The organism is Hymenobacter taeanensis (assembly GCF_013137895.1).
GTDB lineage: Bacteria > Bacteroidota > Bacteroidia > Cytophagales > Hymenobacteraceae > Hymenobacter > Hymenobacter taeanensis.
Window position 1 is genome coordinate 1,557,965 of record NZ_CP053538.1, and the last position, 24,010, is coordinate 1,581,974.

At 56.4% G+C, this 24,010-nt stretch carries 22 protein-coding genes and 1 tRNA gene; 17 read left to right on the top strand and 6 right to left on the bottom strand.

Annotated elements, in window-relative coordinates:
• Nucleotides 1–29 precede the first annotated feature (29 nt).
• The 7 genes from HMJ29_RS06600 (at nucleotide 30) to HMJ29_RS06630 (ending at nucleotide 6,539) form a co-directional block, all read left to right on the top strand.
• Nucleotides 30–1,712 (top strand): hypothetical protein, encoded by a 1,683-nt coding sequence (locus HMJ29_RS06600; protein WP_171590732.1) that lies wholly within the window; start codon nucleotides 30–32, stop codon nucleotides 1,710–1,712.
• 48 nt (nucleotides 1,713–1,760) lie between these two features.
• A complete protein-coding gene (locus tag HMJ29_RS06605) occupies nucleotides 1,761–2,153 on the top strand; it encodes a helix-turn-helix domain-containing protein (protein ID WP_171590733.1) in 393 nt (130 codons plus the stop codon).
• Nucleotides 2,146–2,346 (top strand): hypothetical protein, encoded by a 201-nt coding sequence (locus HMJ29_RS06610; RefSeq protein ID WP_171590734.1) that lies wholly within the window; start codon nucleotides 2,146–2,148, stop codon nucleotides 2,344–2,346. The genes HMJ29_RS06605 and HMJ29_RS06610 overlap by 8 nt, the downstream gene beginning before the upstream one ends.
• Nucleotides 2,343–3,335, top strand: a complete 993-nt coding sequence (locus HMJ29_RS06615) for a BT4734/BF3469 family protein (RefSeq protein WP_171590735.1) — start codon at nucleotides 2,343–2,345, stop codon at nucleotides 3,333–3,335. The genes HMJ29_RS06610 and HMJ29_RS06615 overlap by 4 nt, the downstream gene beginning before the upstream one ends.
• Nucleotides 3,336–3,373: 38 nt before the next feature.
• Nucleotides 3,374–5,098, top strand: a complete 1,725-nt coding sequence (locus HMJ29_RS06620) for a DUF3987 domain-containing protein (RefSeq protein WP_171590736.1) — start codon at nucleotides 3,374–3,376, stop codon at nucleotides 5,096–5,098.
• An 80-nt stretch (nucleotides 5,099–5,178) separates the two neighbouring features.
• Nucleotides 5,179–6,051, top strand: a complete 873-nt coding sequence (locus HMJ29_RS06625) for a hypothetical protein (RefSeq protein WP_171590737.1) — start codon at nucleotides 5,179–5,181, stop codon at nucleotides 6,049–6,051.
• 152 nt (nucleotides 6,052–6,203) lie between these two features.
• Nucleotides 6,204–6,539 carry a hypothetical protein gene (locus HMJ29_RS06630; protein ID WP_171590738.1) on the top strand — a complete coding sequence of 112 codons (336 nt, stop codon included), beginning with the start codon at nucleotides 6,204–6,206 and terminating at the stop codon, nucleotides 6,537–6,539.
• Nucleotides 6,540–6,727: 188 nt separating this feature from the next.
• Here the strand turns inward: HMJ29_RS06630 and HMJ29_RS06635 are convergent, their stop codons facing one another.
• Together HMJ29_RS06635 and HMJ29_RS06640 are read right to left on the bottom strand one after the other, a co-directional pair.
• Nucleotides 6,728–7,114 (bottom strand): hypothetical protein, encoded by a 387-nt coding sequence (locus tag HMJ29_RS06635; RefSeq protein WP_171590739.1) that lies wholly within the window; start codon nucleotides 7,112–7,114, stop codon nucleotides 6,728–6,730.
• Between the two features lie 243 nt (nucleotides 7,115–7,357).
• Nucleotides 7,358–7,430 (bottom strand) — tRNA-Met (locus tag HMJ29_RS06640).
• A 222-nt stretch (nucleotides 7,431–7,652) separates the two neighbouring features.
• Here HMJ29_RS06640 and HMJ29_RS06645 point away from each other — a divergent pair.
• Complete coding sequence (locus HMJ29_RS06645; RefSeq protein ID WP_171590740.1) at nucleotides 7,653–8,843, top strand: alpha/beta hydrolase; 1,191 nt, start codon at nucleotides 7,653–7,655, stop codon at nucleotides 8,841–8,843.
• 187 nt (nucleotides 8,844–9,030) lie between these two features.
• On the opposite strand, the gene HMJ29_RS06650 is transcribed toward HMJ29_RS06645, so the two are convergent.
• The gene (locus tag HMJ29_RS06650; RefSeq protein ID WP_171590741.1) at nucleotides 9,031–10,860 is read right to left on the bottom strand and encodes a BamA/TamA family outer membrane protein; all 1,830 of its coding nucleotides are present in this window, start codon (nucleotides 10,858–10,860) and stop codon (nucleotides 9,031–9,033) included.
• Between the two features lie 215 nt (nucleotides 10,861–11,075).
• Between HMJ29_RS06650 and hemW the strand changes: the two genes are divergently transcribed.
• From hemW to HMJ29_RS06670, 4 genes are all read left to right on the top strand, one after another.
• Complete coding sequence (gene hemW, locus HMJ29_RS06655; RefSeq protein ID WP_171590742.1) at nucleotides 11,076–12,218, top strand: radical SAM family heme chaperone HemW; 1,143 nt, start codon at nucleotides 11,076–11,078, stop codon at nucleotides 12,216–12,218.
• 220 nt (nucleotides 12,219–12,438) lie between these two features.
• On the top strand, nucleotides 12,439–12,945 hold the full coding sequence (locus HMJ29_RS06660; RefSeq protein ID WP_171590743.1) for a hypothetical protein: 507 nt from the start codon (nucleotides 12,439–12,441) through the stop codon (nucleotides 12,943–12,945).
• A 288-nt stretch (nucleotides 12,946–13,233) separates the two neighbouring features.
• A complete protein-coding gene (locus HMJ29_RS06665) occupies nucleotides 13,234–13,917 on the top strand; it encodes an alpha/beta fold hydrolase (protein ID WP_171590744.1) in 684 nt (227 codons plus the stop codon).
• Between the two features lie 248 nt (nucleotides 13,918–14,165).
• Nucleotides 14,166–14,933 carry a cyclase family protein gene (locus tag HMJ29_RS06670; RefSeq protein ID WP_171590745.1) on the top strand — a complete coding sequence of 256 codons (768 nt, stop codon included), beginning with the start codon at nucleotides 14,166–14,168 and terminating at the stop codon, nucleotides 14,931–14,933.
• Nucleotides 14,934–15,317: 384 nt separating this feature from the next.
• Here HMJ29_RS06670 and rpmA read toward each other — a convergent pair whose 3' ends face one another.
• Both rpmA and rplU read right to left on the bottom strand, forming a co-directional pair.
• On the bottom strand, nucleotides 15,318–15,635 hold the full coding sequence (gene rpmA, locus HMJ29_RS06675; protein WP_171590746.1) for a 50S ribosomal protein L27: 318 nt from the start codon (nucleotides 15,633–15,635) through the stop codon (nucleotides 15,318–15,320).
• 96 nt (nucleotides 15,636–15,731) lie between these two features.
• Complete coding sequence (gene rplU / locus HMJ29_RS06680) at nucleotides 15,732–16,037, bottom strand: 50S ribosomal protein L21 (RefSeq protein WP_135430215.1); 306 nt, start codon at nucleotides 16,035–16,037, stop codon at nucleotides 15,732–15,734.
• A 464-nt stretch (nucleotides 16,038–16,501) separates the two neighbouring features.
• On the opposite strand from rplU, the gene HMJ29_RS06685 reads away from it, so the two are divergent.
• The 5 genes from HMJ29_RS06685 (at nucleotide 16,502) to HMJ29_RS06705 (ending at nucleotide 23,277) form a co-directional block, all read left to right on the top strand.
• On the top strand, nucleotides 16,502–17,464 hold the full coding sequence (locus HMJ29_RS06685) for a ribonucleoside-diphosphate reductase small subunit (RefSeq protein WP_171590747.1): 963 nt from the start codon (nucleotides 16,502–16,504) through the stop codon (nucleotides 17,462–17,464).
• A gap of 223 nt (nucleotides 17,465–17,687) precedes the next feature.
• The gene (locus tag HMJ29_RS06690; protein ID WP_244678849.1) at nucleotides 17,688–18,611 is read left to right on the top strand and encodes a DUF6624 domain-containing protein; all 924 of its coding nucleotides are present in this window, start codon (nucleotides 17,688–17,690) and stop codon (nucleotides 18,609–18,611) included.
• A gap of 356 nt (nucleotides 18,612–18,967) precedes the next feature.
• A complete protein-coding gene (locus HMJ29_RS06695) occupies nucleotides 18,968–21,349 on the top strand; it encodes a ribonucleoside-diphosphate reductase subunit alpha (RefSeq protein WP_171590748.1) in 2,382 nt (793 codons plus the stop codon).
• A 107-nt stretch (nucleotides 21,350–21,456) separates the two neighbouring features.
• Nucleotides 21,457–22,437, top strand: coding sequence for a DUF2806 domain-containing protein (locus tag HMJ29_RS06700; protein ID WP_171590749.1), 981 nt, complete (start codon nucleotides 21,457–21,459; stop codon nucleotides 22,435–22,437).
• A 237-nt stretch (nucleotides 22,438–22,674) separates the two neighbouring features.
• Nucleotides 22,675–23,277 (top strand): hypothetical protein, encoded by a 603-nt coding sequence (locus HMJ29_RS06705; RefSeq protein WP_171590750.1) that lies wholly within the window; start codon nucleotides 22,675–22,677, stop codon nucleotides 23,275–23,277.
• Between the two features lie 79 nt (nucleotides 23,278–23,356).
• Here the strand turns inward: HMJ29_RS06705 and HMJ29_RS06710 are convergent, their stop codons facing one another.
• Nucleotides 23,357–23,632 (bottom strand): hypothetical protein, encoded by a 276-nt coding sequence (locus HMJ29_RS06710; protein WP_171590751.1) that lies wholly within the window; start codon nucleotides 23,630–23,632, stop codon nucleotides 23,357–23,359.
• Nucleotides 23,633–24,010 lie beyond the last annotated feature (378 nt).

The window sequence follows — 24,010 nt, forward strand, 5'->3', positions numbered from 1 at the left end:
TAATTGATATATAAAAGAGCTGGCAAGCTATGGTAAGAGAAATAGTTGAGCGCGATGGACGGTATTTTGTTCAGTGCTCAGATGGAGAATATGAAACGACTGTCGAAGAAATACAGCAGTTTGAGGAAGGCGGAAAGAGGATGTTAGCCTACCTTGAATTGAGGCAAAAAATGTATGGGCATAAGAACTGGACAGTAGGAACCACACCACCTAACACTGATTTCCATGTTATACTGGCCCTATTTTTCCAGGACTTAAAAAAATATTTTCAAGAGAAATATCACGCTGGGGAAAGCCTTTGGACTGCCTATAAAATGTGCGATATGGCTATCCTAGAAGGTAAGGAAAGTCTACTTAACCCCTACGCTGAGACAGAAAGAACAAACGCTTGGATTGGACGCTGGCAGACTATGAAGGAATTTTTAGACTTGTTTCCTAAGCGTGGAGTATTTGATGAAACCCCGCCCACCGTCACACCCATTACAGAGTCAAAGCCTATCGACACCATAGCTACCCAGCCCGCCGGAGAGCCGGTAAGGCTTATTCGCAAATATTATTCACACCTAGGAAAACATTTACCTTCTCCAACCCTGCCAGAGTTAGCAGGGGAATGGTATTCTGACCTCTCTAGGATAGGGAAAGAAGGGCTTGAGTACTATGTTACCAACTTGCACGAACGAGCGAGTAACAAAGCGGAATTTTTAGCCTGTTTAGCTATACTACTTGCTGAGGTCGAACAACACGCCCACCTGCCTGGCTACGGCTACCGGCAACATTACCCGCTGGACTACCTGACCCCTGAGCGAGAATGCGAAATAGAAGCCAGCGGGCGGGCCGCGTTGCAGAGTGTTCGGGAATGGCACACGCTAGCCAGTTTGTCCCCGATAGAGCAGTTTTTAGACCGCGCCCGCAAAATTGAGCTATGGCAGAATGAGCGGCACCAGTTAGCTACTCGGAAGGACGGGCATGAAGAATGGAATGAGGAATACGGGGTAATGCTACTGGCTTTGCAGCGAGCCGTTCCTACGGCCAAAAAGAAGTTGTTGCGAGCGGCCTATACTGAGCTAAAGCGGTTGCTGCCCACCATAAAGGCCAGCCGGCCGTTGAAGTGGCAACGGCTTTACGATGATGGGCAACCGTTCTTTTCGAGTTCTCTTACCGCTGCGTATGCCTACTCAGAGTTTGCCCCATTGCGCCCAACGCAAAACACTACAGACCAAATATCTGAGTTCTTTTTTCAGTACCTGCATATACACCTGTTTGAAAAAGAGTGGCACGTATGGCAGGCTTTAATACTACTAGCTGGGGCGTTGGGTGAACCGGCCCCTCCCACGCCCGAAACCTTTCAGGAAAAGCAAATACAACCCACCGCCCCGGCCCTCGACACACCGGCCCTGACTAGCAATTTTGCGCCCCACCTGCTGAATTACACGTTGCCTGAACTAACGGCACTTCTAACGGCACTGGGGCTAGTTGATACCCGTAAACAAGCAACCCCAGCGGCAACCCCTGGGGCTTGGGTTGGCGTTATCTATGCCTTGATTGATGAAAAGCGGCCCCGCCTTAAAGGAAGCAAAGCTGCTATTGGGCGGGCCTTTAGTGCAACATTCGGAGCTGTGGTTAGTGAACGAGCTATTCAGACCGGATTAGGGACGCGTGAAAGTGAGGCTGATCAATTCAAAAACAGGGCGTTAGTATTACTGAATACTTAGACAAGCATTGCGGAGTATTGCGGAGTATTGCGCCCGCAAGGTTCCGCAATGAGTAAGCCCGCCCTTTGTATCGTTCCCGACCGGCAAACTCCCCGGCGGGAACGGTACAAGATGCTGGCAAACAGCCCTGGGTTAGTAGTTGCTGACTACGCCCAACTACTCGAAGATGTGCGGGCCGTTGTCCGGCACGAGCTACACCACGCCTCGGCGGCTCCCGCCGGCCCACCCACGGCCCCGGCCGATGAGCTGCTGAGTATCCGCGAAGCCGCCGAGTTGCTGGGCGTAACGGTGCAAACTGTGCATGAGCACAAACGTCTGGGTCGGCTCAAATACCATAAACTCGGTTCGCGTTCCTACTTGAAGCGAGCCGAAGTAATGGCTGCCCTTACGCCCCAGCAGCGGACGGTAAAAAGCGGGAAAGGAGGGGCGGCCCGTGCTTGATTCGCCCACTCGAAACCTGGTAACCGGCCGGGCGCTGCTCATAACCCGCCGGGGGCTGTCCGTCTTTCTGGACACCCTGCAAAGCCTCGACTTCTCCGAGAAGGGGCGGGCGAACGTAGCCCGCCGCTTTGACTTATCCGATGACGAATTATCCGCCGTGCTGGCTGCTTATCGGAAAGGTCGTAACCGATGAGCGTTGCCCTACTACCCACCCCCGCCCGTCCCTTTGGTTTTGACACGCTGGCCTGTGCCCTCACCTTAACCGGCAAGGCTACGCCCACGCCCGACGCGCTGTCTGCCGCCCTGGCCGAAATGTACCCCGCTGGCACCGGCCCTACCGTACCCGACCTGCTGGCCGCCGGCTGGCTGGTGCCCACCATTGACGGGCGCGGCCTACGCCAACCGCCCCTAACCCCGGCCGAACAAGATGCCCGGCTGGCAATGGCTGAAGCACCGGACAAAACAGGACACCCCAACGCGCCCGCGCCAAGTGAAAGCAGGCATGAAGCAGGCGTAGAACCGGATGAATCGGAGTCCCCTATTTATGCCGGTAACAGGAATAAAGCAGGAATAGAATCCGAATTTTCCGAAAGCCTAAAACAAGTCGATAGCAGAAACGAAGCAGTAATAGCTCCCCCCCGATTCAGCTACTACCGGGGGGGCATTGCGGCTACTGTGCCCTATGCCGCTATTACCCCGGCCCAGCTTTTCGCCGTGCTGACTTCACCCCGGCACCACGCCCGCACCGAAGCCCTACGTGCGGCCCCCGTGGGCAGCCCTGAGCGGGCAGAGCTGAAAAAGCGCCTCGACTACGTAACGCCCGCCGGCACCTTCACCCGCCGCGCCAACGATGCGCTGGCCGAACCATCGGGGCTGCTGGTACTGGACTTCGACCATCTGCCCGACGTGGGCACGGCCCGCGCCGCCCTGCTGGCCGATGAGCTGCTGGCCCCTGAGCTGGTGCTTCTGTTCACCAGCCCCAGCGGCGATGGACTGAAAGCCTTTGTACGCACCGACCCCACGGCCGCCCACCTCGACAACTTTCGGGCCTGTGCCGCCTACCTGGCTGCCCATTATGCCCCGCTGGGCTTGTGCCCTGATGAGGCTGGCAAAGACCTGGCCCGCGCCTGCTTTGTGCCCTATGCCCCCGATGCCTGGCTGGCTCCCGCTTACGCGGTCTGAACCCTACCAATCCCTACTTCTTTCTAGCTGGCAACACAATGGATATTCACAAGCTACGGGCCGCAACACCCGCCCCGCCGCCGCATTATGCACCCAATACGCCCGCGTACACGCGCCCGCGCACGCACGCGCGTACTGCTCCTGTAATGGCCGCCCCCGATGCGCTGGCCTGGTGCCTGACGCAATACGAAACGCACCACGGCCCGCTGCCCGTCCCCGGCAACGGCCGCAACAACTGGCTGGCCGCCCTGGCTTTTTTCTGCAATGAGCGGGGCGTAGCGCTGGCCGACCTCGAATCCCATGCCGTGGGCAGCTACGCGGCGGCTGACTTCCCGGCGCGGGAAATAGAGCAAACCCTACGTGGCATCTATACCCGCGAAGCCGCTGCCCACGGGAGCAAACCTTTCACCGCATTAACAGGGAATAAACTGGGTTTTACTGCCTCTTTCAGACAAAAAGAAAACCGCCCGGCCGCACCCTTGCTGGACACGTTCCCAGCGGCCGTGTACGACGCGCTGCCCGACTTCCTGCAACGGGCTTGCGCGCCCTTTGACGGGCACGAAAAAGCTGTAATGCTGCTGGGCACGCTGGCCGTGCTGTCAGGTTGCTTTCCGGCCGTGGGCGGCACCTACAACAAGCGCCGGTTTGGCCTGAACCTGTTCGCCTTCATCATTGCCCCGGCGGCCAGCGGCAAGGGCACCTTAGCGTGGGCACGGCGGCTGGCCTGGCCGCACCACAAAGCCCTGACCGATGCCAGCCGCGCCGCCTGCCTCGACTACGATGCCGAGCTGGCTGCCTACAAAACCGCCGGCAAGGCCAAAGCCAGCCTGACCCCGCCCCCCGCGGCCCCGCCGCCCTACAAAATGCTCTATCTACCTGGTAACACCACGGCCGCTGCCCTGCAAACGGCGCTGGCCGAAAACGACGGGCGCGGCATTATGTGCGAAACCGAAGCCGACACCCTGACCGGGGCACTGGGAACCGACTTCGGCAACTTCAGCGACGTGCTGCGCAAAGCCTTTCAGCATGAGCCTATTTCGCTGCTGCGCAAAACTGACCGCCAACACCTCGACCTGGCCCGCCCTGCCCTGAGCATTGCCCTGACCGGCACCCCCGGCCAGCTCCCGCGCCTGATGCCTTCGGCCGAAGATGGTTTGGTGAGCCGGTTCCTGTTCTACGTCTTTGAGCAAACGCCCACCTGGCAGGACGTAAGCCCCAGCGCCGGCCCGCCCCTCGACCCCTACTTTGACCTGCTGGCTGCCGAGCTAACCCGTATGATTGCCGCCGTACCCGAAGCCGATGAAGCCGGCAGCTATCCGGTAGAAGTAACGCTGGCCGCTCCCGACTGGCAGCGCCTTAATACGGCCGGGGCCGCCGGCCTTGATGAAGCACTGGCCGTAGCGGGCGGGGCGGGTGGGAGTTCGGCCTACCGCCTGGGGCTTGTGGCCTGGCGCGTAGCGGGGCTGCTGACGCTGCTGCGCTGCTTTGAAAACGGGCAAGCCCCCACCGGCCGCCTGGAAGCCGACCCGGCCGACGTAGGCACGGCGCTGGCCCTGATGGATACTGCCCGTGCCCATGCGCTGGCCGTGCTGGCAATGCTGCCCACGCCCGGCGACACTACCGGCCGCTACGCCGCTAAAGCCGGACAGGAAGCACGGGCCAGAGAGCTACACGCGCAAGGGCTGGGCGTTCGGGAAATAGCCCAACAGGTAGGCGTACACTTTACCACCGTAGCCCGCTGGCTGCGCTTTGAGGATGGGTAGCTGTGTAGCGCGTAGCAAAAATGCTACGCGCTACACAGCTACACCCCTGCCTGACTTTCCACCGCTAAACTCTTATCAGTATGCGTTTCACCATTCTCGAAGAAATCAAAGCCGAAACCCCGCTGGCGCACCTGTTCAACACCTATATGCGCGGCCTTTCCACCCTGGAAATATTCAGCACGCCCCGCGAATCCATGCACGAATGCCGGGTACGGTTTGCCAAAGAGCAACGGGGCGAAGTGCCCACGCTATCCATTGTCGGACAGGCCCAACGCTACTATGAGCTAACGGTGCTCAGCAACGCGCTGGGCAGCCTCTACAGCCATATTCAGGATGCGGCCGACCTGCTGACCGCCTTCTACACCAAACACGGTGGCGACCTGACCGCCTACGCCGTTGCCAACCGCCGGCACCACCTGAATGAGTACGGCGGGGGCGAAGATGACGACTGGCACCACACCGGCACCGGCAACCCTGACGCGGGCGAAGGATGGGAAGTAACCGACACCACCGACCCCGCCCGCCTGGCTGAGTACAGCCTACACCGGGAACTGGCCCGCTTCTTTCCCGACTCCGAAAGCCACGGGGAATATATCGGCACCAGCGGCCCGATTGACTTTCACCGCTTCACGGTAGCCGTGGAACACCAAACCGACTTTGCCCTACGCAAAATGTTTGCGGCTGTGGGCGGGCACGAAATACCCATCTATCGGCAGGATGAAAGCGGTGAAATGGTGCCTATCCCAGTTATTGAACAGATAGAGCAGGAAATAAATGAGGACGTGGCTAACGAACGGCTGACCGCTTACTTCAACGCCGTGCTGAACGCCGGTCAGCGCTTGGCTGAGCTACACGCCACCATGCAACCAGATGATGCCACCGGCTACGAGCTGCTGCATGAGTGCCTGAACAATATGCTAGCCGTCAGAATGGAAGCGTACCCGCCGTTTTAAAGCCGAACGGGATAGGGGGGGCAATTCCTTGCGTCTCTCCCTCCTCACACCGTAAACCAGAGCCGCAAACACACGCGTGCAAAATTCAACCATAAAAGTCCGGCCCCCCTACTGTAAATAACAATTATTAACAGCCTTCAACTCCCTTACCTATGCCTTACGAATCTGGAACCAGCGGCAACCCAACCGGCCGCCCCGTCGGCAGTCCCAACAAGGCCACCGCTGCCGCCCGTGAAACCATTGCCGCCGCCCTGGCCGGGGCCAACGCTGAAAAGCTGGCTGCCGAACTTGACACCCTGACGGGCAAGGACTATATAGACGCCTACGTCAAGCTGGCAGAGTTCATCACTCCGAAGCTGCAACGCACGGCCCTGAGTGCGGAACAGGAACGCAGCCCCCGCAAGGTGACGATTACCATTGGCGGCACGCCCGAACAACGGGAAGCCAACATTCAGGCTGCACATTACCTCACAGGTGGGAAAGAGTAGAAGTAAGAAACACCGCTATGCAGTAGGTACTCAAAGCAACTGTACCGATTCGGTATGTCAGCCGCAATTGACCGTAAATGGCCGTAATTATCGGCAAAGGCACTTAGCCAAGGGAGCGTAGTACATCTGCTAAATGACGAAAAAGCCCCGCACCCTAAATGAGGATGCGGGGCTTTTTCAAGGATTGACTATTGCCCTAAGATTACGTTATGTTCTTCGAGCAAAGTGCGAATAGTATCTACGGTATAGTCACCTATACCGTCTAAACGACCAAGTTTCTTTGCTCCTTGTTTCCCTAGCTGCAGCCACGTTCTAATACTATTTTTCTCTAGATATTCATTCATGGATTCAAGCGCAATTTGACTCAATCCATTTTCTAGTAATTCTATATCTATTTCTTCACCCTCAGTTACCGAGCCAGCGGAAATAGGCTTTAGAACTGTCCACTTCGCATTATATGCTTGGCTAACTAATATCTCTATTAAAGCCAATTTTGACACTTTATTTTGTTCAGATAGTTGTTTTAATAGGCTGTCAGTGGCCTGGGGTATGTAAAAGTTGTTTTCGTTTTCCATAAGACGAGGTTTTCCTTATATGATACAGTAAAAAGCCCCACACCCTCTATTGAGAAATGTGAGGCTTTTGCCTTTTAGGCAGAGCTGGCAACTACAAACCTTTAGGCTAGCCAAAGATACGTAATAGGTGAGCTTAAGCTGCCGGACAGTCAACTTATGTAAGGCAAAAGTCAGGGCGTGTACCCCTACGTGTACCCTTGGAAAAGAAAAAGGGCGTTTCCGGATTGGAAACGCCCTTTTAGGTAGCGGGGACTGGACTCGAACCAGTGACCTTTGGGTTATGAGCCCAACGAGCTACCAACTGCTCCACCCCGCACTGTTTGGTGATGCAAATGTAGTAGGGTTTTTCGGAAAAGCATGCCCTCGGGTTACAAATACTTGCTCGAATCCTCTTTCCCGCTGAGTATCAGGGCAAAAATTTATTGACACAGTTTCTGGCGGAGTGTTGAGTACATGATTTTGGCCTTGGTTCGTCGTTGCGGTAACTCGCGCGTAGAATACTTCATCTTTTTACGCAACTCTGTCGCACCAAAATCCTATGAACTTCCCTCTCCTCTCCTCTGCTCCCCTGGCCTCGTGGCGGTGGGCGGTACCAGCCCTGGCGCTTGGCCTGTCACTGGCAGGATGCAACTCCCCGCAGAACGCCGAATCGGGAGCGGCCGGCAACACCTCTACTACCGATGGCATTTCTGCCGCCGACACAGCCGCTTCTTCTATGGCTACCAACGGCCCTGAGGCCATTAAGCCTAGCGGACCAGCTCCGGCCTGGGCGCCCAACATCAGCCCCCAGATGCAAGCCGTAATTGAGAAGCTAGAGAAGCTGCAGGGCCCCACCCCGCCCGAGAAGCTTCCGGTGGCCGAAGTTCGCAAGGCTCCTTCGCCAGCTGATGCGGCTATGGCCGTGATGGCTGACTTTCACGTGCAGGCGCCGCCATCGAAGCTGGACACCATGAGCAAAATGATAGCGCCCGGCTTGAAAGCCCGCATCTACACGCCTCAGGGCGCTACCGGTCCGCTGCCCGTGGTGGTGTACTACCATGGTGGCGGCTGGGTAATTGCCACCATTGATACCTACGATTCGTCGGTGCGGGCGCTGGCAGAGAAGAGTGGAGCCATCTTCGTGTCGGTGGCCTACCGGCAGGCACCGGAGCACAAGTTCCCTACCGCTCACAACGATGCTTTTACCGCTTACCAATGGGTGCTGAACAACGCGGCCTCCATTAAAGGCGACCCTAAGCGGGTGGCTGTAGCCGGTGAAAGTGCCGGTGGCAACCTGGCCGCCGCCGTGTGCATGATGGCCCGCGATAAAGGCGTTATGCAGCCGAAGCACCAGCTGTTGGTGTACCCTATTGCCGGTTACGACTTAAACACGCCTTCTTATCAGAAAAACGCCAACGCCAAGCCCCTGAGCAAGCCCTTTATGGCGTGGTTCTTTGATAAGTATCTGCGCACCCCCGCTGATGGTAAAAACCCGCTGATTTCACTGGTTACGGCCCCCAACCTGAAAGGACTGGCTCCCGCCACGGTTATTGGTGCGGGCATTGACCCCTTGATGAGCGAAGGCAAAACCTACGCCGACAAGCTACAGGCGGCCGGTATCCCGGTAAAGTACCAGCTGTATGACAACGTAACCCACGAGTTTTTCGGCATGGGAGCCGTTGTACCCTCGGCTATGCAGGCAGAGGAGCTGGCGGCTGGTGAGCTGAAGAAATCTTTGATGGCTCAATAACCTCCTATCAATTCGTATAGAAAAAGCCCTGCCACCTTAGGTGGCAGGGCTTTTTTGTGTTAGCAAGTGGCCTAGATGTGAGAGTTAGCAAAATCGATAAACCTCTTTTTATGCTAAGTAGAGTCAACGCATCGTGAGTGCTGAGAGCAGAAGAATGGCTGTAGAGACACCTAGTTGTGGCTCGTCGCTAAAACCGGTTGGTAATACCGAAGTGAATTTTGCCGGAGCCAAGGGCAAACTTCTGCTGCTGGTCGCGGCCGAGGGCGTACACGAACTGGAACTGGCCGGCGGCGGTCCGGAAGCTCAGGCCGGCTCCTAGGCCAGTAGGTGTATCCTGGCGGGTTTCAGTAGTGATGTCGCGCCGCAGCCAGGCCTGATCCGCAAAGACGAACACGTAGGAATCGGGGCTGGTAAACTGCCGGAACTCGGCGGTGCCGATGGCGTACTGGCTGGCGTAATAATTCAGCTCATTGAAGCCGCGCAACGTGGCTAGGCCACCCAGCCGGAACAGGTCGTTCAGAAACAGCCGTTGATTAAGCAAGGCCTCACCCCGCACCCGCGTAAACAGCACCCCGTTGCGGCCCACCCGGAAATAACATTCTACGCGCGCCCCCAGACTGATTTGCGTGGAGCGTAAGGGTACCGTCTGGTAAAGCTGCTCCTGCAGATCGGGGTTCCGACTAATACGCTTGGTGCCAACTGCCCCGTGGCCACTGGCTAGCATCCCGCGCCGCGGCAGGTACGGGTCGTCGAGGGTGTTCCAGGCGTAGTCAACGCCATAAGAGTTAAACTCAGAGTCAATGTTTTCCGGCAGGCTGGCGGTGTATACCGATAGGGCTGCGGAGTCGCCCAACAGGCGGGAGCTACGGCGCTCCGTGAAGAAGGCCACTCGCCCCGCGTGGGCCGTGGGGTAGGTAACCTGCAGGCGCGGCCGCACCGTCAGAAACTGGTCGTTCTGCTTGAGCAGGTTAAAGGTGCCACCTACCTCCAGGGGCGTCCCGAAAAAGCTGGGGTGCACGTACTGGGCATCGAGGAGCTGGGAGGTGGCATCGAGCTTGCGCCACTGCAACCCAATGCCCTTGCCGCCGCCCTTAATGTTGCGCAGGTTGAGGGTAACGTCGCCGGTAATCTGCACTTTCCTCTGGCCTACGCCGGGGTTGGCATTGGGTAGCACGCCCACTATGGCATCAAACTGGCTGGAGGCTCGGTCTTCCAGCAGCAAGTACACCCGCGCCTTACCCAAAGCAAACCGCACTTCGGGTTCAGCTTTCAGCTGCAGGTAAGGAAGCTGCCGAAGCCGGCGCGCAGCCTCCTGAATTTTCTCCTGACTATAAGGCTGCCCCGGAAAAATCTGCAGGTAGCGCGTGAGAAAGCCCACCCGCGTTTTGGTCTTGCCCACAATCTGAATAGAATCGAAGACCACGGCCGGGCCCCGCTGCAACACTATGCGGCCCGCCACCTCTGCACCATTCAGCTCCAGAGAGTCGAGGGTGACGGTGGCGAAGGGAAAACCCTGGTTTTCGGCTTCGTGCAGGATGTTTTCCTGGAGCTGGGCCCATTCTTTTGGCTGGAAGGGCTGGCCCCGGAACAGCTTTTCGCGGTAGCCGGCCCGGGTCATGAGACCGTCGCCGAGGTTGCCGTTGCGCAACTGGGCCCACTGAAACTTCTCGCCCACGTACAGGCGCACCCGCAAAGAGTCGTGCCCCCAGCGCATTTCATCAGCCGAGGCCGTGAGGAAAGCATCGCCCTGCAAGGCCAGCAGCAAATTGCGCAGCTCCCGCACGGCCGCGGCCGAGTCAGGCAGCACTCGCCGGTAGCGGTAGCGCCGCACCAGGGGCTGGTCTTCGGCTTCTACCTGCAGCGCCAGCGTTACGGGCCTCCGGGCCGGCAGTACCCGCCGCTCCGCGGCTGAGTCAGGCCGCTGGACTGGCCTAGCGGGAGCTGGCGGCGTTTGCAGGGCGGGCTGCGTTAGTGTGTTGGGGAGAGTTTGCGCGCGCACTGCTCCTAGGTCACTCAACAGCCACCAGCAAAGCAGACCAAGAAAGAGAAGGCGGGCGTACATTTGGGAACTGAAACGCAGAAACGCGCTTTTAATTTCCCGAAAGTACGCCAGAGTACAGTTGGCCTTCTTTCCCATCGGCCAGAGCACTTTTTCTGGCGCACCTTGTTCGGCCTTGCCCTGTTAGTAGAGCGTCTGCCACCAGGCCAGGCCACTCCTTTGCTGTTTCCCTCATGTCCGGCCTCTACCTTCATATTCCCTTCTGCAAACAAGCCTGCCACTACTGCGACTTCCACTTCAGCACCTCCATGGCGCTGAAGAGCCGTTTTGTGGAGGCGCTGGTGCGGGAAATGGAGCTGCGCCGCGACTACCTCGGTCCGGCCCCGCAGCTTTCTACCATTTACTTCGGAGGCGGCACGCCTTCCCTGCTGACTGCGCCCGAGCTCGACACGATTTTTGAGGCCATTCACCGGAATTTCTCCGTAGCCCCCGATGCCGAAATCACCCTGGAGGCTAACCCCGACGACCTTACGGCCCTGAAGCTGCGGGAGCTGGCGGCCTCGCCGGTTAACCGCCTGAGCATCGGCCTGCAAACCTTCCACGAGCCCCACCTGCGCCGGATGAACCGGGCCCACTCCGCGGAGGAGTCGCGGGCCTGCGTGGAATGGGCGCAGGACGCGGGCTTCGAGAACATTTCCGTGGACCTGATTTATGGGGTGCCAGCTGAAGGCCACGACATCTGGGAGCGGGATATGGAAATTGCTTTCGGGTTGGGCGTTCCGCATATGTCCTGCTACGCCCTCACCATTGAGCCCGACACGGTATTTGGGCGGCAACTGAAGAAGGGCAAGTTTCTGGCGGCCCCCGAGGAGTTTGTGGCCCATCAGTTTGAACGGCTGCTCCAAGAAATACACCGCCACGGTTACCAGCAGTACGAAATCAGCAACTTCTGCCAGCCCGGCCGCGAGTCGCGCCACAACTCAGCCTATTGGCGCGGGGTGCCTTACCTGGGCCTGGGCCCCAGCGCCCACTCCTTCAACGGGCCTAGCCGCCAGTACACCGTGGCCAACAACCCGCAGTACGTGCAGGCCATCCTCGACCGCGCCGAGGTGCCCGCCACTATAGAGCAACTCTCCCCCACCGACCGCGCCAACGAGTACCTCATGACCAGCCTGCGCACCGCCCAGGGCTGCGACCTAGGCCACCTTCGCGACACCCTCGGCGTAGACCTGCTGGGCCCGCGGGCCGCCTACCTACAGGAGCTGCAACGCGCCGGCTGGGCCACACTCAGCCCCCAGCATGTGCTCCTCCTCACCGACCAAGGCAAGCTGCTGGCCGACCAGATTACGCTGGAGCTTTTTCAGGAAGAGCAGTAACGCAGCTCAGCTCGGCTGTTTGGCAACTAGCGTGCGGCTACTCAGCTAGTTAGGGCGCGTCAGCGCATTTTTACCGGAATAAGGCCTATTTGCCGCGCCAAAAGTCCTAATTTCCCTTTCCCATTTCAGGCTGGAGCAGCCACAGCCGAGTGCAGGCGCTGGCTATTCCTGCGCCTGAAATGGGCAGACTTTTAGCGTATGCTGCAACTTTAGTGCTGGTATGAGAAGACTTATTGATGCCCTCGCCGACGACACCGATTTCTTCATCGAGCAGGTGCAGGTTACGGCTATTGTTTTTGACACATCCGACGACGTAACTATCTGGGCTACCACCCTTTTTGACCAGGAGCTTCACTTTTTTCACCTGGGCCTCCCCTTCCAGCAGCTTGATCTGCTGATCAGGCTGGCCGGCCCCCGAGCCGAAGCCGTGCAGGAAGACGTGGCCGATGCGCTGGCCACCGTAACCGAGTGGCCCTGCCTGCTGGAGTACAGCAGTGAGGAAAGCCAGCCCGTACTGCTGCCTAACGTGGCCCTCAAGCTCTCCTGCACCTACCCCGCCGATGGCCCCTTCGGCGACGAAGATGAAGACGGCGAAGAGGGCGAAGATGAAGACGACACCTTCGACATCAGTCTGAACGCCGAAACCGAAGACCCCGAAGAATACGAATCCGACCAGCCCCACAACATCTTCTACCTGGAAGGAGTATTCCTGCGCATTGAACCGTGAGTAAGGTGACGAATTGATGAAGTGATAAGGTAGCAGGTTAAATGGCACGTCATCCTGAGCTTGCGGATAGTCTTGTCACCCTAGCACAACGACTCAGACCAGCTTAAAGGAGCACCATGCTTGATCTGGCGTCCGCGCAGTCGACGCATTTCTTCCTCTGGCTGACTCAACTGGCCTAGGCCTCTGCAACGAAGCGGTAGTGCTACTTCGGCCAGTTCACCATAACGAGCTTTCTTATCTCATCACGGTTTACCTCATCACCTAATCACTCTTCCCCCTCATTCACCGATGATCTACCTCATTCCTGGCTTGGGGGCCGACGAGCGGATTTTCCGGAACCTGCAGCCTCTGCTGCAGCACAAGAGCCAGGTGGTGCTTTGGCTTACACCCGAGCCGGATGAGACCTTGCCCCACTACGCGGCCCGTATGTCGGCCAAAATTCCGGCGGGGCAGGTGGGGTTGTTGGTGGGCGTGTCGTTCGGTGGAATGGTGGCCCTGGAAATCACGCGGATGCGGCCGGAGCTGCGCACGGTGCTCATTTCCAGCATCCCCGACTCTAGCTGCCTGCCGCCGCTGCTGCGCCTGATTCGGGCTACGGGCGTGTACCACTTGGTGCCGCCCCGGCTGCTAAAGCTGTTCCCAAGGGCGGGGCAGTGGTACTTTGGGGTAAAGAACCAGGAGTACCCACTGTTCAAGGAAATTCTGCGCGACATGGAGCCCGTGTATACTAAGTGGGCCATCAACCGCCTCATGCACTGGGACAGCACCAACGCCGGCACCAGCATTCAGATCCTGGGCACCCACGACTGGGTATTTCCGCCCGGCCCTACGCCCGTTGAGTACCTCATCCGGGGCGGCGGCCACTTCATGGTTATCAGCCACGCCCCAGAAATTGCCGCCATCCTGAATAAGCTAGCAGCTGAGTTTGAGCATACAGCCAAGCTCACAAACGCTACCTCCTCGCATTCATAATAGCTTAGCCCCCTGCCCCACACAAAGGTTCCTCAGACTGAGCAGTCTACCCAACAGCCTGTTCACTTAGGGCGTTGTGCTTGATCTGGCGTCCGCGCAGACGAAGCATCTCTACCTCTGGCTAACTACTTACTGGCCTAGAATATCAGCAACGAAGCGGTAGAGACGCGTTGACTGCGCGGACGCTAGATGAGGCATGACGTTCTTTGTGGCCTTACCCCTCCTGGTTTCACGCATCCCTTCCCCACATGTTCGCTACTTATCCGTACCACGGCCGCACCTTTTCCTTCAACCCACAAGCTCCACTGGATATTTCTCTGCCTTTGGCGCCGGGCGAGAATCAGGTTAACTGCTTCTGGGCCGAGCCGGTGCAGTTTGATGTGATTCGGGTGGGCAGCTTCGTGGGCAGTGTGGCGGATGGCGGCAGCACTAACTATAAGCGCGTGCACGTGACGCCCCATGGCAATGGCACCCACACCGAGTGCTACGGCCATATCTCCGCTGAGCCGCATGCCACGCTCAACCGTTGCCTGCGCCGCTTCCTGTTTGTGGCGCGGCTGGTTTCGGTGCAGCCCCGCCCCCAACCCAACGGCGACCAGGTAGTGATGCTGGAAGATGTACGGCGAGAGCTGGTAGGCGGCCCCGCTGCTGCCGTTCGTCCCGAGGCCATTATTCTGCGGACCCTACCCAACCACAAAGCCAAGCGCACTCGCCACTACTCCGGCACCAACCCCACCTACCTGGAGCCCGCGCTAGGCCAGTACTTAGCGGAGCAGCACGTTGAACATTTGTTGTTGGACCTGCCCAGCGTAGACCGCGAAGAGGATGGTGGGGAGCTACGGGCCCACCACGGCTTCTGGCAGTACCCTCACGCCACGCGCCACGCTGCTACCATCACGGAGCTCATCTTCGTGCCCGATGAGCTTGAGGACGGCCTATACCTGCTTAATCTGCAGGTTACCAGCCTCGAGCTGGATGCCAGCCCCAGCAAACCAGTGCTCTACGCCCTAACCTAAGTACCGTACCAAGAGTGCTTAGGCAGTAAAAAGAACATCATGCTTTATCTGGCGTCCGCTTGCCTAAGCATCTCTACCGGAGCTAGTCAAAGTAAGTTAGCCAGCGGTAGAAATGCCTGGGCAAGCTCACCATGACCGGCAGATGTATACCAGGTTACTTTTTGGCCAACTACTTAAAGTCATTGACAGGTAGCACGCAATGCTCGTCAGGCCCCCCCTCTCCCTGGGGCAATGCGCATCAAGCATTTGCGGGGGCCGGGGGGTGAGGTGCCTCCACCAGCACGAAGCCATTTAAAGAACCGCTCCAGGCCACTCAAATGCAAAAAGGGACTGCCCTCGCGAGCAGTCCCTTTTCACTATTTCTAACTCTGGAGTTACCGAGAGTTATGCGTTGTCGTGTGCTTCAGCAGAGGCCGTAGCCGACGTGTGTACTTCAGCAGCTTCTACTACACCGGGAACTACCGATACGAACGAACGGTCTTTGCGGCCCTTGCGGAACTGCACTGTGCCGTCGATCATAGCGAACAGGGTGTGGTCTTTGCCGATACCCACGTTCTGACCGGGGTGGTGCTTAGTGCCACGCTGACGAACGATAATGTTGCCAGCGATGATGCCCTGACCACCGAAAATTTTCACGCCGAGACGCTTGGAATGCGATTCACGACCGTTGTTGGAGCTACCTACGCCTTTCTTGTGTGCCATGGTATTGTTGAGTTGAGAGTAGTTGGTTGCCGGCTGCCAGGATCAAAGCCGAATTCTACTGAACTGGCCACTGGCAACACAAAACAGGCAACTCAATTACCCAATAGTGTTGATCATTACTTTGGTGAACTGCTGACGGTGGCCGTTCAGCTTCTTGTAGCCCTTACGGCGCTTCTTCTTGAACACCAGAACCTTATCACCCTTTACGTGGGCCAGAATGGTTCCGGTTACAGTTACGTCCAGCAGCGGAGCTCCAATGGTAACGGTTCCGTTATCATCGGTGAGGAGGGCTTTACCCAGCTCTACGCTGTCGCCGACGTTGCCAGCCAGCTTGTGGGCGTATACAAATTTATTGGCTTCGACCTTGGTCTGCTTCCCGGCTATGTTGACAATTGCGTACATCGGCGTCTTCGCGGTTTCTGAAAAATGGAAGGCAAAAGTAGAAGGATGATTTTACAAATCCAAACCTAACTCATTAAACATCATCGCCCCTGCCCTTCTGAGCTCCTGTAGGCCTATATGCAGGAACGCGCCAGCGTACACGCGAATAGCATATTTGTGGATAACCAAGATTGTCCACACATCAAATGTGGATAACTTTTATAAAGCTGGACTTATTCCAGGATATTCTGGCACCTTGAATTGTCGCGCTCAATCAGCAGTGGCCTAGCGGCATACACAAAAATTAACACACAAAAAACGCTACCGCTGAGCCGACCTTCCCAAAAGTCAGGGTTATCTTTGGCTTCCTGACCCGCCTGCGTTTCTGGCAATGCCTTTGAACAATCCCGGCGTGGCCAGAGTTAGGACCCCGCCCCCACGCCTGGTGGGTTTTGCTACTACTACTCACTTTCTATCCTGCTGCCATGGAACCTCTGCTTACCGAGAACCCAAACCGCTTCGTCCTCTTCCCAATTCAGCACAATGACGTGTGGCAGATGTACAAGAAGGCCGAGGCCTCTTTCTGGACGGCCGAGGAAATTGACCTCTCTCAGGATCAGAAGGACTGGGAAAACCTCAACGACGGCGAGCGTCACTTTATCAGCCACGTGCTGGCTTTCTTCGCGGCCTCCGATGGTATTGTGAACGAGAACCTGGCCGTGAACTTCATGCAGGAAGTGCAGATGGCCGAGGCCCGTTGCTTCTACGGCTTCCAGGTGATGATGGAAAACATCCACTCGGAGACCTATTCCCTGCTGATTGACACCTACATCAAAGACCCCAAGCAGAAGGACTACCTCTTCAATGCCCTGGAAACGGTACCTGCCGTGGGCAAGAAGGGTGAGTGGGCTATCAAGTGGATTAACTCCGAGAACTTCACGGAGCGCCTGATTGCGTTTGCCGCTGTAGAGGGTATCTTCTTCTCGGGCTCGTTCTGCTCCATTTTCTGGCTGAAAAAGCGCGGCCTGATGCCCGGCCTGACCTTCTCTAACGAGCTTATCTCCCGCGACGAAGGCCTGCACTGCGACTTCGCCTGCCTGCTCTACAAAGACCACCTGCAAAACAAGCTGCCCGAAAGCCGCGTGCACGAAATCATCAAGGACGCGGTGCAGATTGAGCAGGAGTTCGTGACCGACGCGCTGCCCGTAAACCTGATTGGCATGAACGCCCAGCTGATGTCGCAGTACATTGAGTTTGTGGCCGACCGCCTGCTCGACTCGCTGGGCTACAGCAAGATCTACGGCGCCACTAACCCCTTCGACTTCATGGAAATGATTTCGCTGCAGGGCAAAACCAACTTCTTCGAGAAGCGCGTGGGCGAGTACCAGAAGGCCGGCGTAATGAGCGAGCGGACTTCCAACGCCTTCTCTCTCGACGAGGACTTTTAATCGGTGAGCTGTTACGGTAAAACTACCGCGCGGCCCCCAGCCCAAGCAGTAGCCTAGCCAGCTTCATGCAACCAATAATAAGGGGGTGCTAATCATATGATTAGCACCCCCTTTTGCGTTTATAGTTAAATCACATTATTGCTGGGGATGGGGTTAACGGGCCCGAATCAAGCATCCCCTACACCTACCACTTATTACCCTCGACTTATCCTTTCCTTACCCTATGAAAAAGGCCATTACCCTTCTGGCGGCTCTCTTGCTGAGCAGCCTTGTCTTCGCCCAAAGCGAGTTCCGGAAGCTTAACCAGCAGGCGGCAGATGCTTATGCCACCAAGCGCTACAAAAGCTCCGGGGAGCACTACGACCAGGCCTTCAAGCAAGCCAAAGCCCAACCCACCAGCACCGACCTCTACAACGCGGCCTGCAGCTGGGCGCTGGCGGGCAACGCCACCAAAGCCTTCCAGTACCTCGACAAAGCCACTGCGGCCGGCTGGGAAAACGTGGCCCACGTGAAGCAGGACACCGACCTGACCACCCTGCACGCCAATAAGCGCTGGCAGCCCATGATAGCCAAGCTGGAAGCCGCTGTTGCGAAGGGTGAAGCCAACTACAACAAGCCCCTCAAGCAGCAGCTAGATTCTATTATGGCCTCCGACCAGGGCGGGCGCATGAAGATTCAGGAGGTGGAGAAAAAATACGGCCAGCAGTCAGCGGAGATGACGGCGCTCTGGAAGGAAATTGAAGCCACCGATGCCCGCAACCTGCAGCGCATCACTAAGCTGCTGGATACGCACGGGTGGCCTAGAAAGTCGGAAGTAGGAAACACGGGGACCCAAACGGTGTTTCTGGTGATCCAGCACTCCAACCTGCCCACTATGGAGAAGTACTTTCCTATGGCCAAGCAGGCAATGGAGCAAGGCGATTTATCGAAGTCGGCTTTTGCGCTCTTGCAGGACCGCCTGCTGATGTGGCAGGGCAAGCCCCAGATATACGGCAGCCAGCTCAAGGGCGACGCCAATGGCAAGATGGTGTTTCACGAAAGCGAAGACGAAGCCCACGTGGATGAGCGCCGCGCCGCCATCGGCATGGAGCCCCTGGCCAGTTATGCCAAGCGCTTTGGATTAGAGTATAAAGTACCGGCGAAGTAAGTGAGCTTGCTTTCGGGTTTCCAACGCGCCCCTACTCGCACCCCCTCCTGTCTAGGCCACTCCCCCTTCCCCACCGACAATACCATTTCTGCGGGAAATCAGCAACCTAATTTCTACTCGTTTTAGCTGGCTATATAGACCTGCCTGAATCATAAAAAAGGGCCTAAGCACTAGCGTTTTAACGGTATGTGGAAAACTTCTAAAGAATAGGTTTGTCCTGAGATTCCAGGACGGATATATTCGGAACCGTTGACCTGCCCTGGTGGCTGGGTTACCGCCGCTTATCTGCCTGAACTGTTTGGCCGGCCTGCACCGGCTACACCTATACTTCACCCCCTCCATCAACTGCTACGCTTATGTTGGTAATCAAACGCGACGGCCGCCGCGAGTCCGTTAAATTCGATAAAGTAACGGCCCGCATTGAGAAGCTCTGCTACGGGCTGAACCAGAACTTCATCTCCCCGATTGAGGTGGCCAAGAAGGTTATCGACGGTATTTATGACGGCGTAACCACCATTGAGCTGGACAACCTGGCGGCTGAAACCGCGGCGTCGCTCACCACCAAGCACCCCGACTACGCTATTCTGGCGGCGCGCATTGCCGTGAGTAACCTGCACAAGGTGACCAGCAAGTCGTTTAGCAGCACCATGAAGCGGCTGCACACCTACGAGGACCCCAAGACCGGCGAAAACGCCTCCTTGATTGCCCAGGACGTGTGGGAAATTGTGCACGCCAACGCGGCTACCCTCGACTCGGCCATTATCTATGACCGCGACTACAACTACGACTATTTCGGCTTCAAGACGCTGGAGCGCTCCTACCTGCTGCGCCTCGATGGCAAGGTAGTAGAGCGGCCCCAGCACATGATTATGCGCGTGGCCGTAGGCATTCATAAGCACGACATCAACGCCGCCATCGAGACCTACAACCTCATGAGCGAGCGGTGGTTCACGCACGCCACGCCTACGCTGTTCAACGCCGGTACGCCCAAGCCCCAGCTCAGCTCGTGCTTCCTGCTCACGATGAAGGACGACTCCATTGAGGGCATTTACGACACGCTGAAGAACTGCGCCCTGATTTCGCAGAGCGCCGGTGGTATTGGCCTGGCCGTGCACAATGTGCGCGCCACGGGCTCGTACATCAAAGGCACCAACGGCACCTCTAACGGCCTCACGCCCATGCTGAAGGTGTTCAACGACACGGCCCGCTACGTAGACCAGGGCGGTGGCAAGCGCAAGGGCGCTTTCGCTATGTACCTGGAGCCCTGGCACGCCGACATCTTCGACTTCCTGGATCTGAAGAAGAACCACGGCAAGGAAGAGATGCGCGCCCGTGACTTGTTCTACGCCCTCTGGACGCCCGACCTGTTCATGAAGCGCGTGGAAGCCAACGGCGACTGGACGCTGATGTGCCCCAACGAGTGCCCTGGCCTGGACGAGTGCTACGGCGAGGAGTTTGAGAAGCTCTACCAGAAGTATGAGCGCGAAGGCCGCGGCCGCAAGACCATTAAGGCCCAGGACCTATGGTTTGCCATTCTGGAAAGCCAGACCGAGACCGGTACGCCCTACATGCTGTTCAAGGACGCCGCCAACAACAAGAGCAACCAGAAGAACCTCGGTACCATCAAGAGCTCCAACCTCTGCACCGAGATTATGGAGTACACCGACAAGGACGAAATTGCCGTGTGCAACCTAGCCTCGTTGGCGCTGCCCCGCTATGTGCGCCCCGACGAAGCCGGCAACCTGTTCTTCGACCACCAGAAGCTCTACGAGGTAACCTACCACGCCACGATGAACCTTAACAAGGTTATCGACATCAATTACTACCCTGTAATTGAGGCCGAGCGTAGTAACTTCCGTCACCGCCCCATCGGGCTGGGCGTGCAGGGCCTCGCTGATACGTTCATTGCCCTGCGCATGCCCTTCGAGAGCGACGAAGCCAGCGGCCTGAACAAGGATATCTTCGAGACCATCTACTTCGCGGCCATGACGGCCTCCAAGGACCTCGCCATCCGCGACGGCCACTACGAGACCTTCCCCGGCTCGCCCCTGAGCAAGGGCCAGTTCCAGTTCGATATGTGGGGCGTAACGCCCGACTCCGGCCGTTGGGATTGGGAAAGCCTGCGCGCTGAGGTAGTGAAGCACGGCGTACGCAACTCCCTGCTGGTAGCCCCCATGCCAACCGCCTCTACGGCCCAGATCCTGGGGAATAACGAGTCGTTTGAGCCGTACACCTCCAACATTTATGTGCGCCGCGTGCTGAGCGGGGAGTTCATGGTGGTGAACAAGCACCTGCTCAAGGACCTGGTGAAGCTAGGCCTGTGGAACGACCAGATGAAGAACGCCATCATTGCCGCCAACGGCTCGGTGCAGGACATCCCGAACATTCCGCAGAACATCAAGGACCTGTACAAGACGGTGTGGGAGATTTCGCAGCGCCGCATTATTGATATGTCGGCCGACCGGGGCGCGTACATCTGCCAGAGCCAGAGCCTGAACCTGCACGTGCTGAACGTGAACTTCGGTAAGCTCACCAGCATGCACTTCCACAGCTGGAAGAAGGGCCTGAAAACCGGCATGTACTACCTGCGCACCAAAGCCGCCGTGGATGCCATCAAGTTCACGGTGCAGAAGCAAGCCGCCGAGACCCTGGAGCCGCTAAACGTATCGGCCCAGAACGCCTCCGACATGGCCTGCTCCCTGGATAACCCAGACGCCTGCGAGGCCTGCGGTTCGTAAGAGGAATAAGTACTAAAAAGCAGTCTTTTAAATAGGAAGATGTTCCCTATTTAAAAGACTGCTTTTTGTGAAAAATCATTTTTGGAAACTGAGAGAGTAACACTCACATGGATTTAAATGATAGTGGGCTAATACCTGAAGGTGTCGCTGATCTAGTTGATTATGTGGATGGAATCACGCTTCCTCCCGCAATTAAGAAAAGCCTATGGAAAGCTATTGGAGACCTGATAGCAGGTGCTGTAGATGTTCCAGTAGCATACCTTGAATCAAAAGCTCAGCAAATTAGAATGGAAGCTCAAGGATTAGCTTTCATTACAAAGAAATCAGCTGAAGCAGCGGCTCAAAAGTTTGGTGGAGATGACCAATTGGTAGAAAGAGCTGTAAGCCATTTTGGTCAAAAGCTATTTAAGGAGCAAATCAATCGTGAGAAAGTAGTAGCTCAAACAATCGAGGAGTTGAAGAACGACCCTCCCAAGCAAGATTCTGGTTCAGAAATAGATGATGATTGGCTCTCTATGTTTTCGCGCATTGCGGAGCAAAAATCAAATCAAGATGTTCAGCTATTTTTAGCTAAGATACTTGCAGGAGAAATACGTAAACCAGGAAGTTATAGCCCTCAAACAATACAAATTTTATCTACACTAAGTCAAAATATCGCTCAACTTTTCCAGGCTTTCTGCGACGCTAGTTATTTCATGCCTCTTGTGAACCAAGCGGGACTTATTACTGACCCATTTGGTAATGCAGGTAGCAATGCACTCACTCCAGTGGGACTTTCATATTCAAATTTAACTGCACTACAAGATGCTGGCTTAATACAGCATGACTTGAATGCTTGGAGAGAAATTCCACCTATATTATTTACTATGCCGTTTTCAATTGGCGGTAAGACTTACAATATGATACCTAATGGTATCTCACAGCAAGATTTAATAAGCCTCAAGCCTAAAATTAAAGTAATAAACTTTACTGAACCTGGCTTGCAGTTACGTTCAGTGTTACACCTAGGCACAAATCCCACCTATGAAACTCAAATTTTAAGTTGGCTTAAAACACAACACAAATTGATTCCTATTTCAATTTCATAGTGCTTTTTTGCATAAGACTTTGGGCATAAGTGCAAAGTTTCTTTGCTCTTTAAACCATAACTACCTATATAAAGAAGGCTTCCACTTTTTGGAAGCCTTCTTTATATAAAACAACCGCTAATTAGTGGAATTCATTGCTCTATAGTAGTCATACCCTTGTGGGTATGGTAAGCTAGGCCACTCGCCACCGACTTGGCACAGTTTTATATATAGTGTTTTTACACTTCTCTATTCCTTATGAAACAGAACATTACTCTCTCGCTATTACTAGGCCTGACGCTGGCCTTTACCGCTGGCTGTGATAAAGATGATCGGGAACAGACGCCCGAGCCTATGCCGGAGCCTGCCGTTACTTATAGCCGCTCCATTGAGTACCAGGATAACGGCCAGCATCGGGATACCACGTTTCAGGCTCAGCAGTTGAAGGCTTACGTTAACCAGAACGCCCAAAGCATATCGATGGGCATAGCGCCTGCCACCGGCACTGAGGGCATCGGCTTCACGCTGGATCGTGCGAAGCTGCCCGCCACACTTACCGGCACCTACACCCTCAAAACCCTCCGCGACCGAACCCTTGATGCGGATGTAAGCTACTACTACGACCTGCCCGAAAGCCGGGGCGGCGGCACTCTCATCTACCCCAGCAGCATGCAGCATGTTACGGGCAGCTTCATCATCAGCAGCTACGATGTGAAGCGGCAGCTCCTGAGCGGCACCTATACCGCCACCCTAACCGGCGCCAGCGACCCTACAGTGGCCTACGGCACCTACCCAAAGCGCAAGTGCAACATCACCGTTACGGGTACCTATGTTAATGTACCGCTCAAGCAGGTAGACTAACGCCCGCCAGGCCACTCCCATCATACAGAAAAGGCTCCCACTGACCGTGGAAGCCTTTTTTGTGTATAACTGCCGCTACTTAGTGGCGTCCTTTACCTCTGCCGTGGCCGTGGCCATGCCCGGGAGGGCCGTAGTAGGCGGGGCCAGCCGGCACGAGCAGCACCGGACCAGCGGGACGGTAATAGTGCTTGGGCGCCTTGTACTTATATTTCTTCACAGGACGGGCTTCGCGCACCACCACATACTGAGGAGCGGGCCGGCCGATGTTGATGGTAACCTGGGCGTGTGCCGAGGTGGGGCTCAGGGCCAGAGCAGCTACCGTGAGGCCAGCCGCCGCGAGAAAACCTTTCATCATAAACACAAAGTTGGAGGGAGTAACGCAAACACCGAACGCAAGGCAAGCCCGCTTTCGTCCAATATACAACACAAATATGGGGCCAGGATAGAAGAAATATCCTACTTATGCAGTAGACAGGCTATCCAGATCAGGTACATAGCAGGAAAGCAGCCCAGCTTCATCTAACTACCACTAGCCTAGGCCGGTGTTGGTGGCGCTGCTGACCAGAGTGCCGCCCGGGCTTGATGGCTAGTGCACACGTTGTGGGCTACTAAGTAAGGTGCCTCGTGCATCACCTGGGTGTTGCACTCAACAAAAAACCTGCCCCCGTTTGATTATGGCCATATTACGTCGGCAAAAGTAGCCGGGCACCAAGGCTCTGCTGTTTTATGAGAA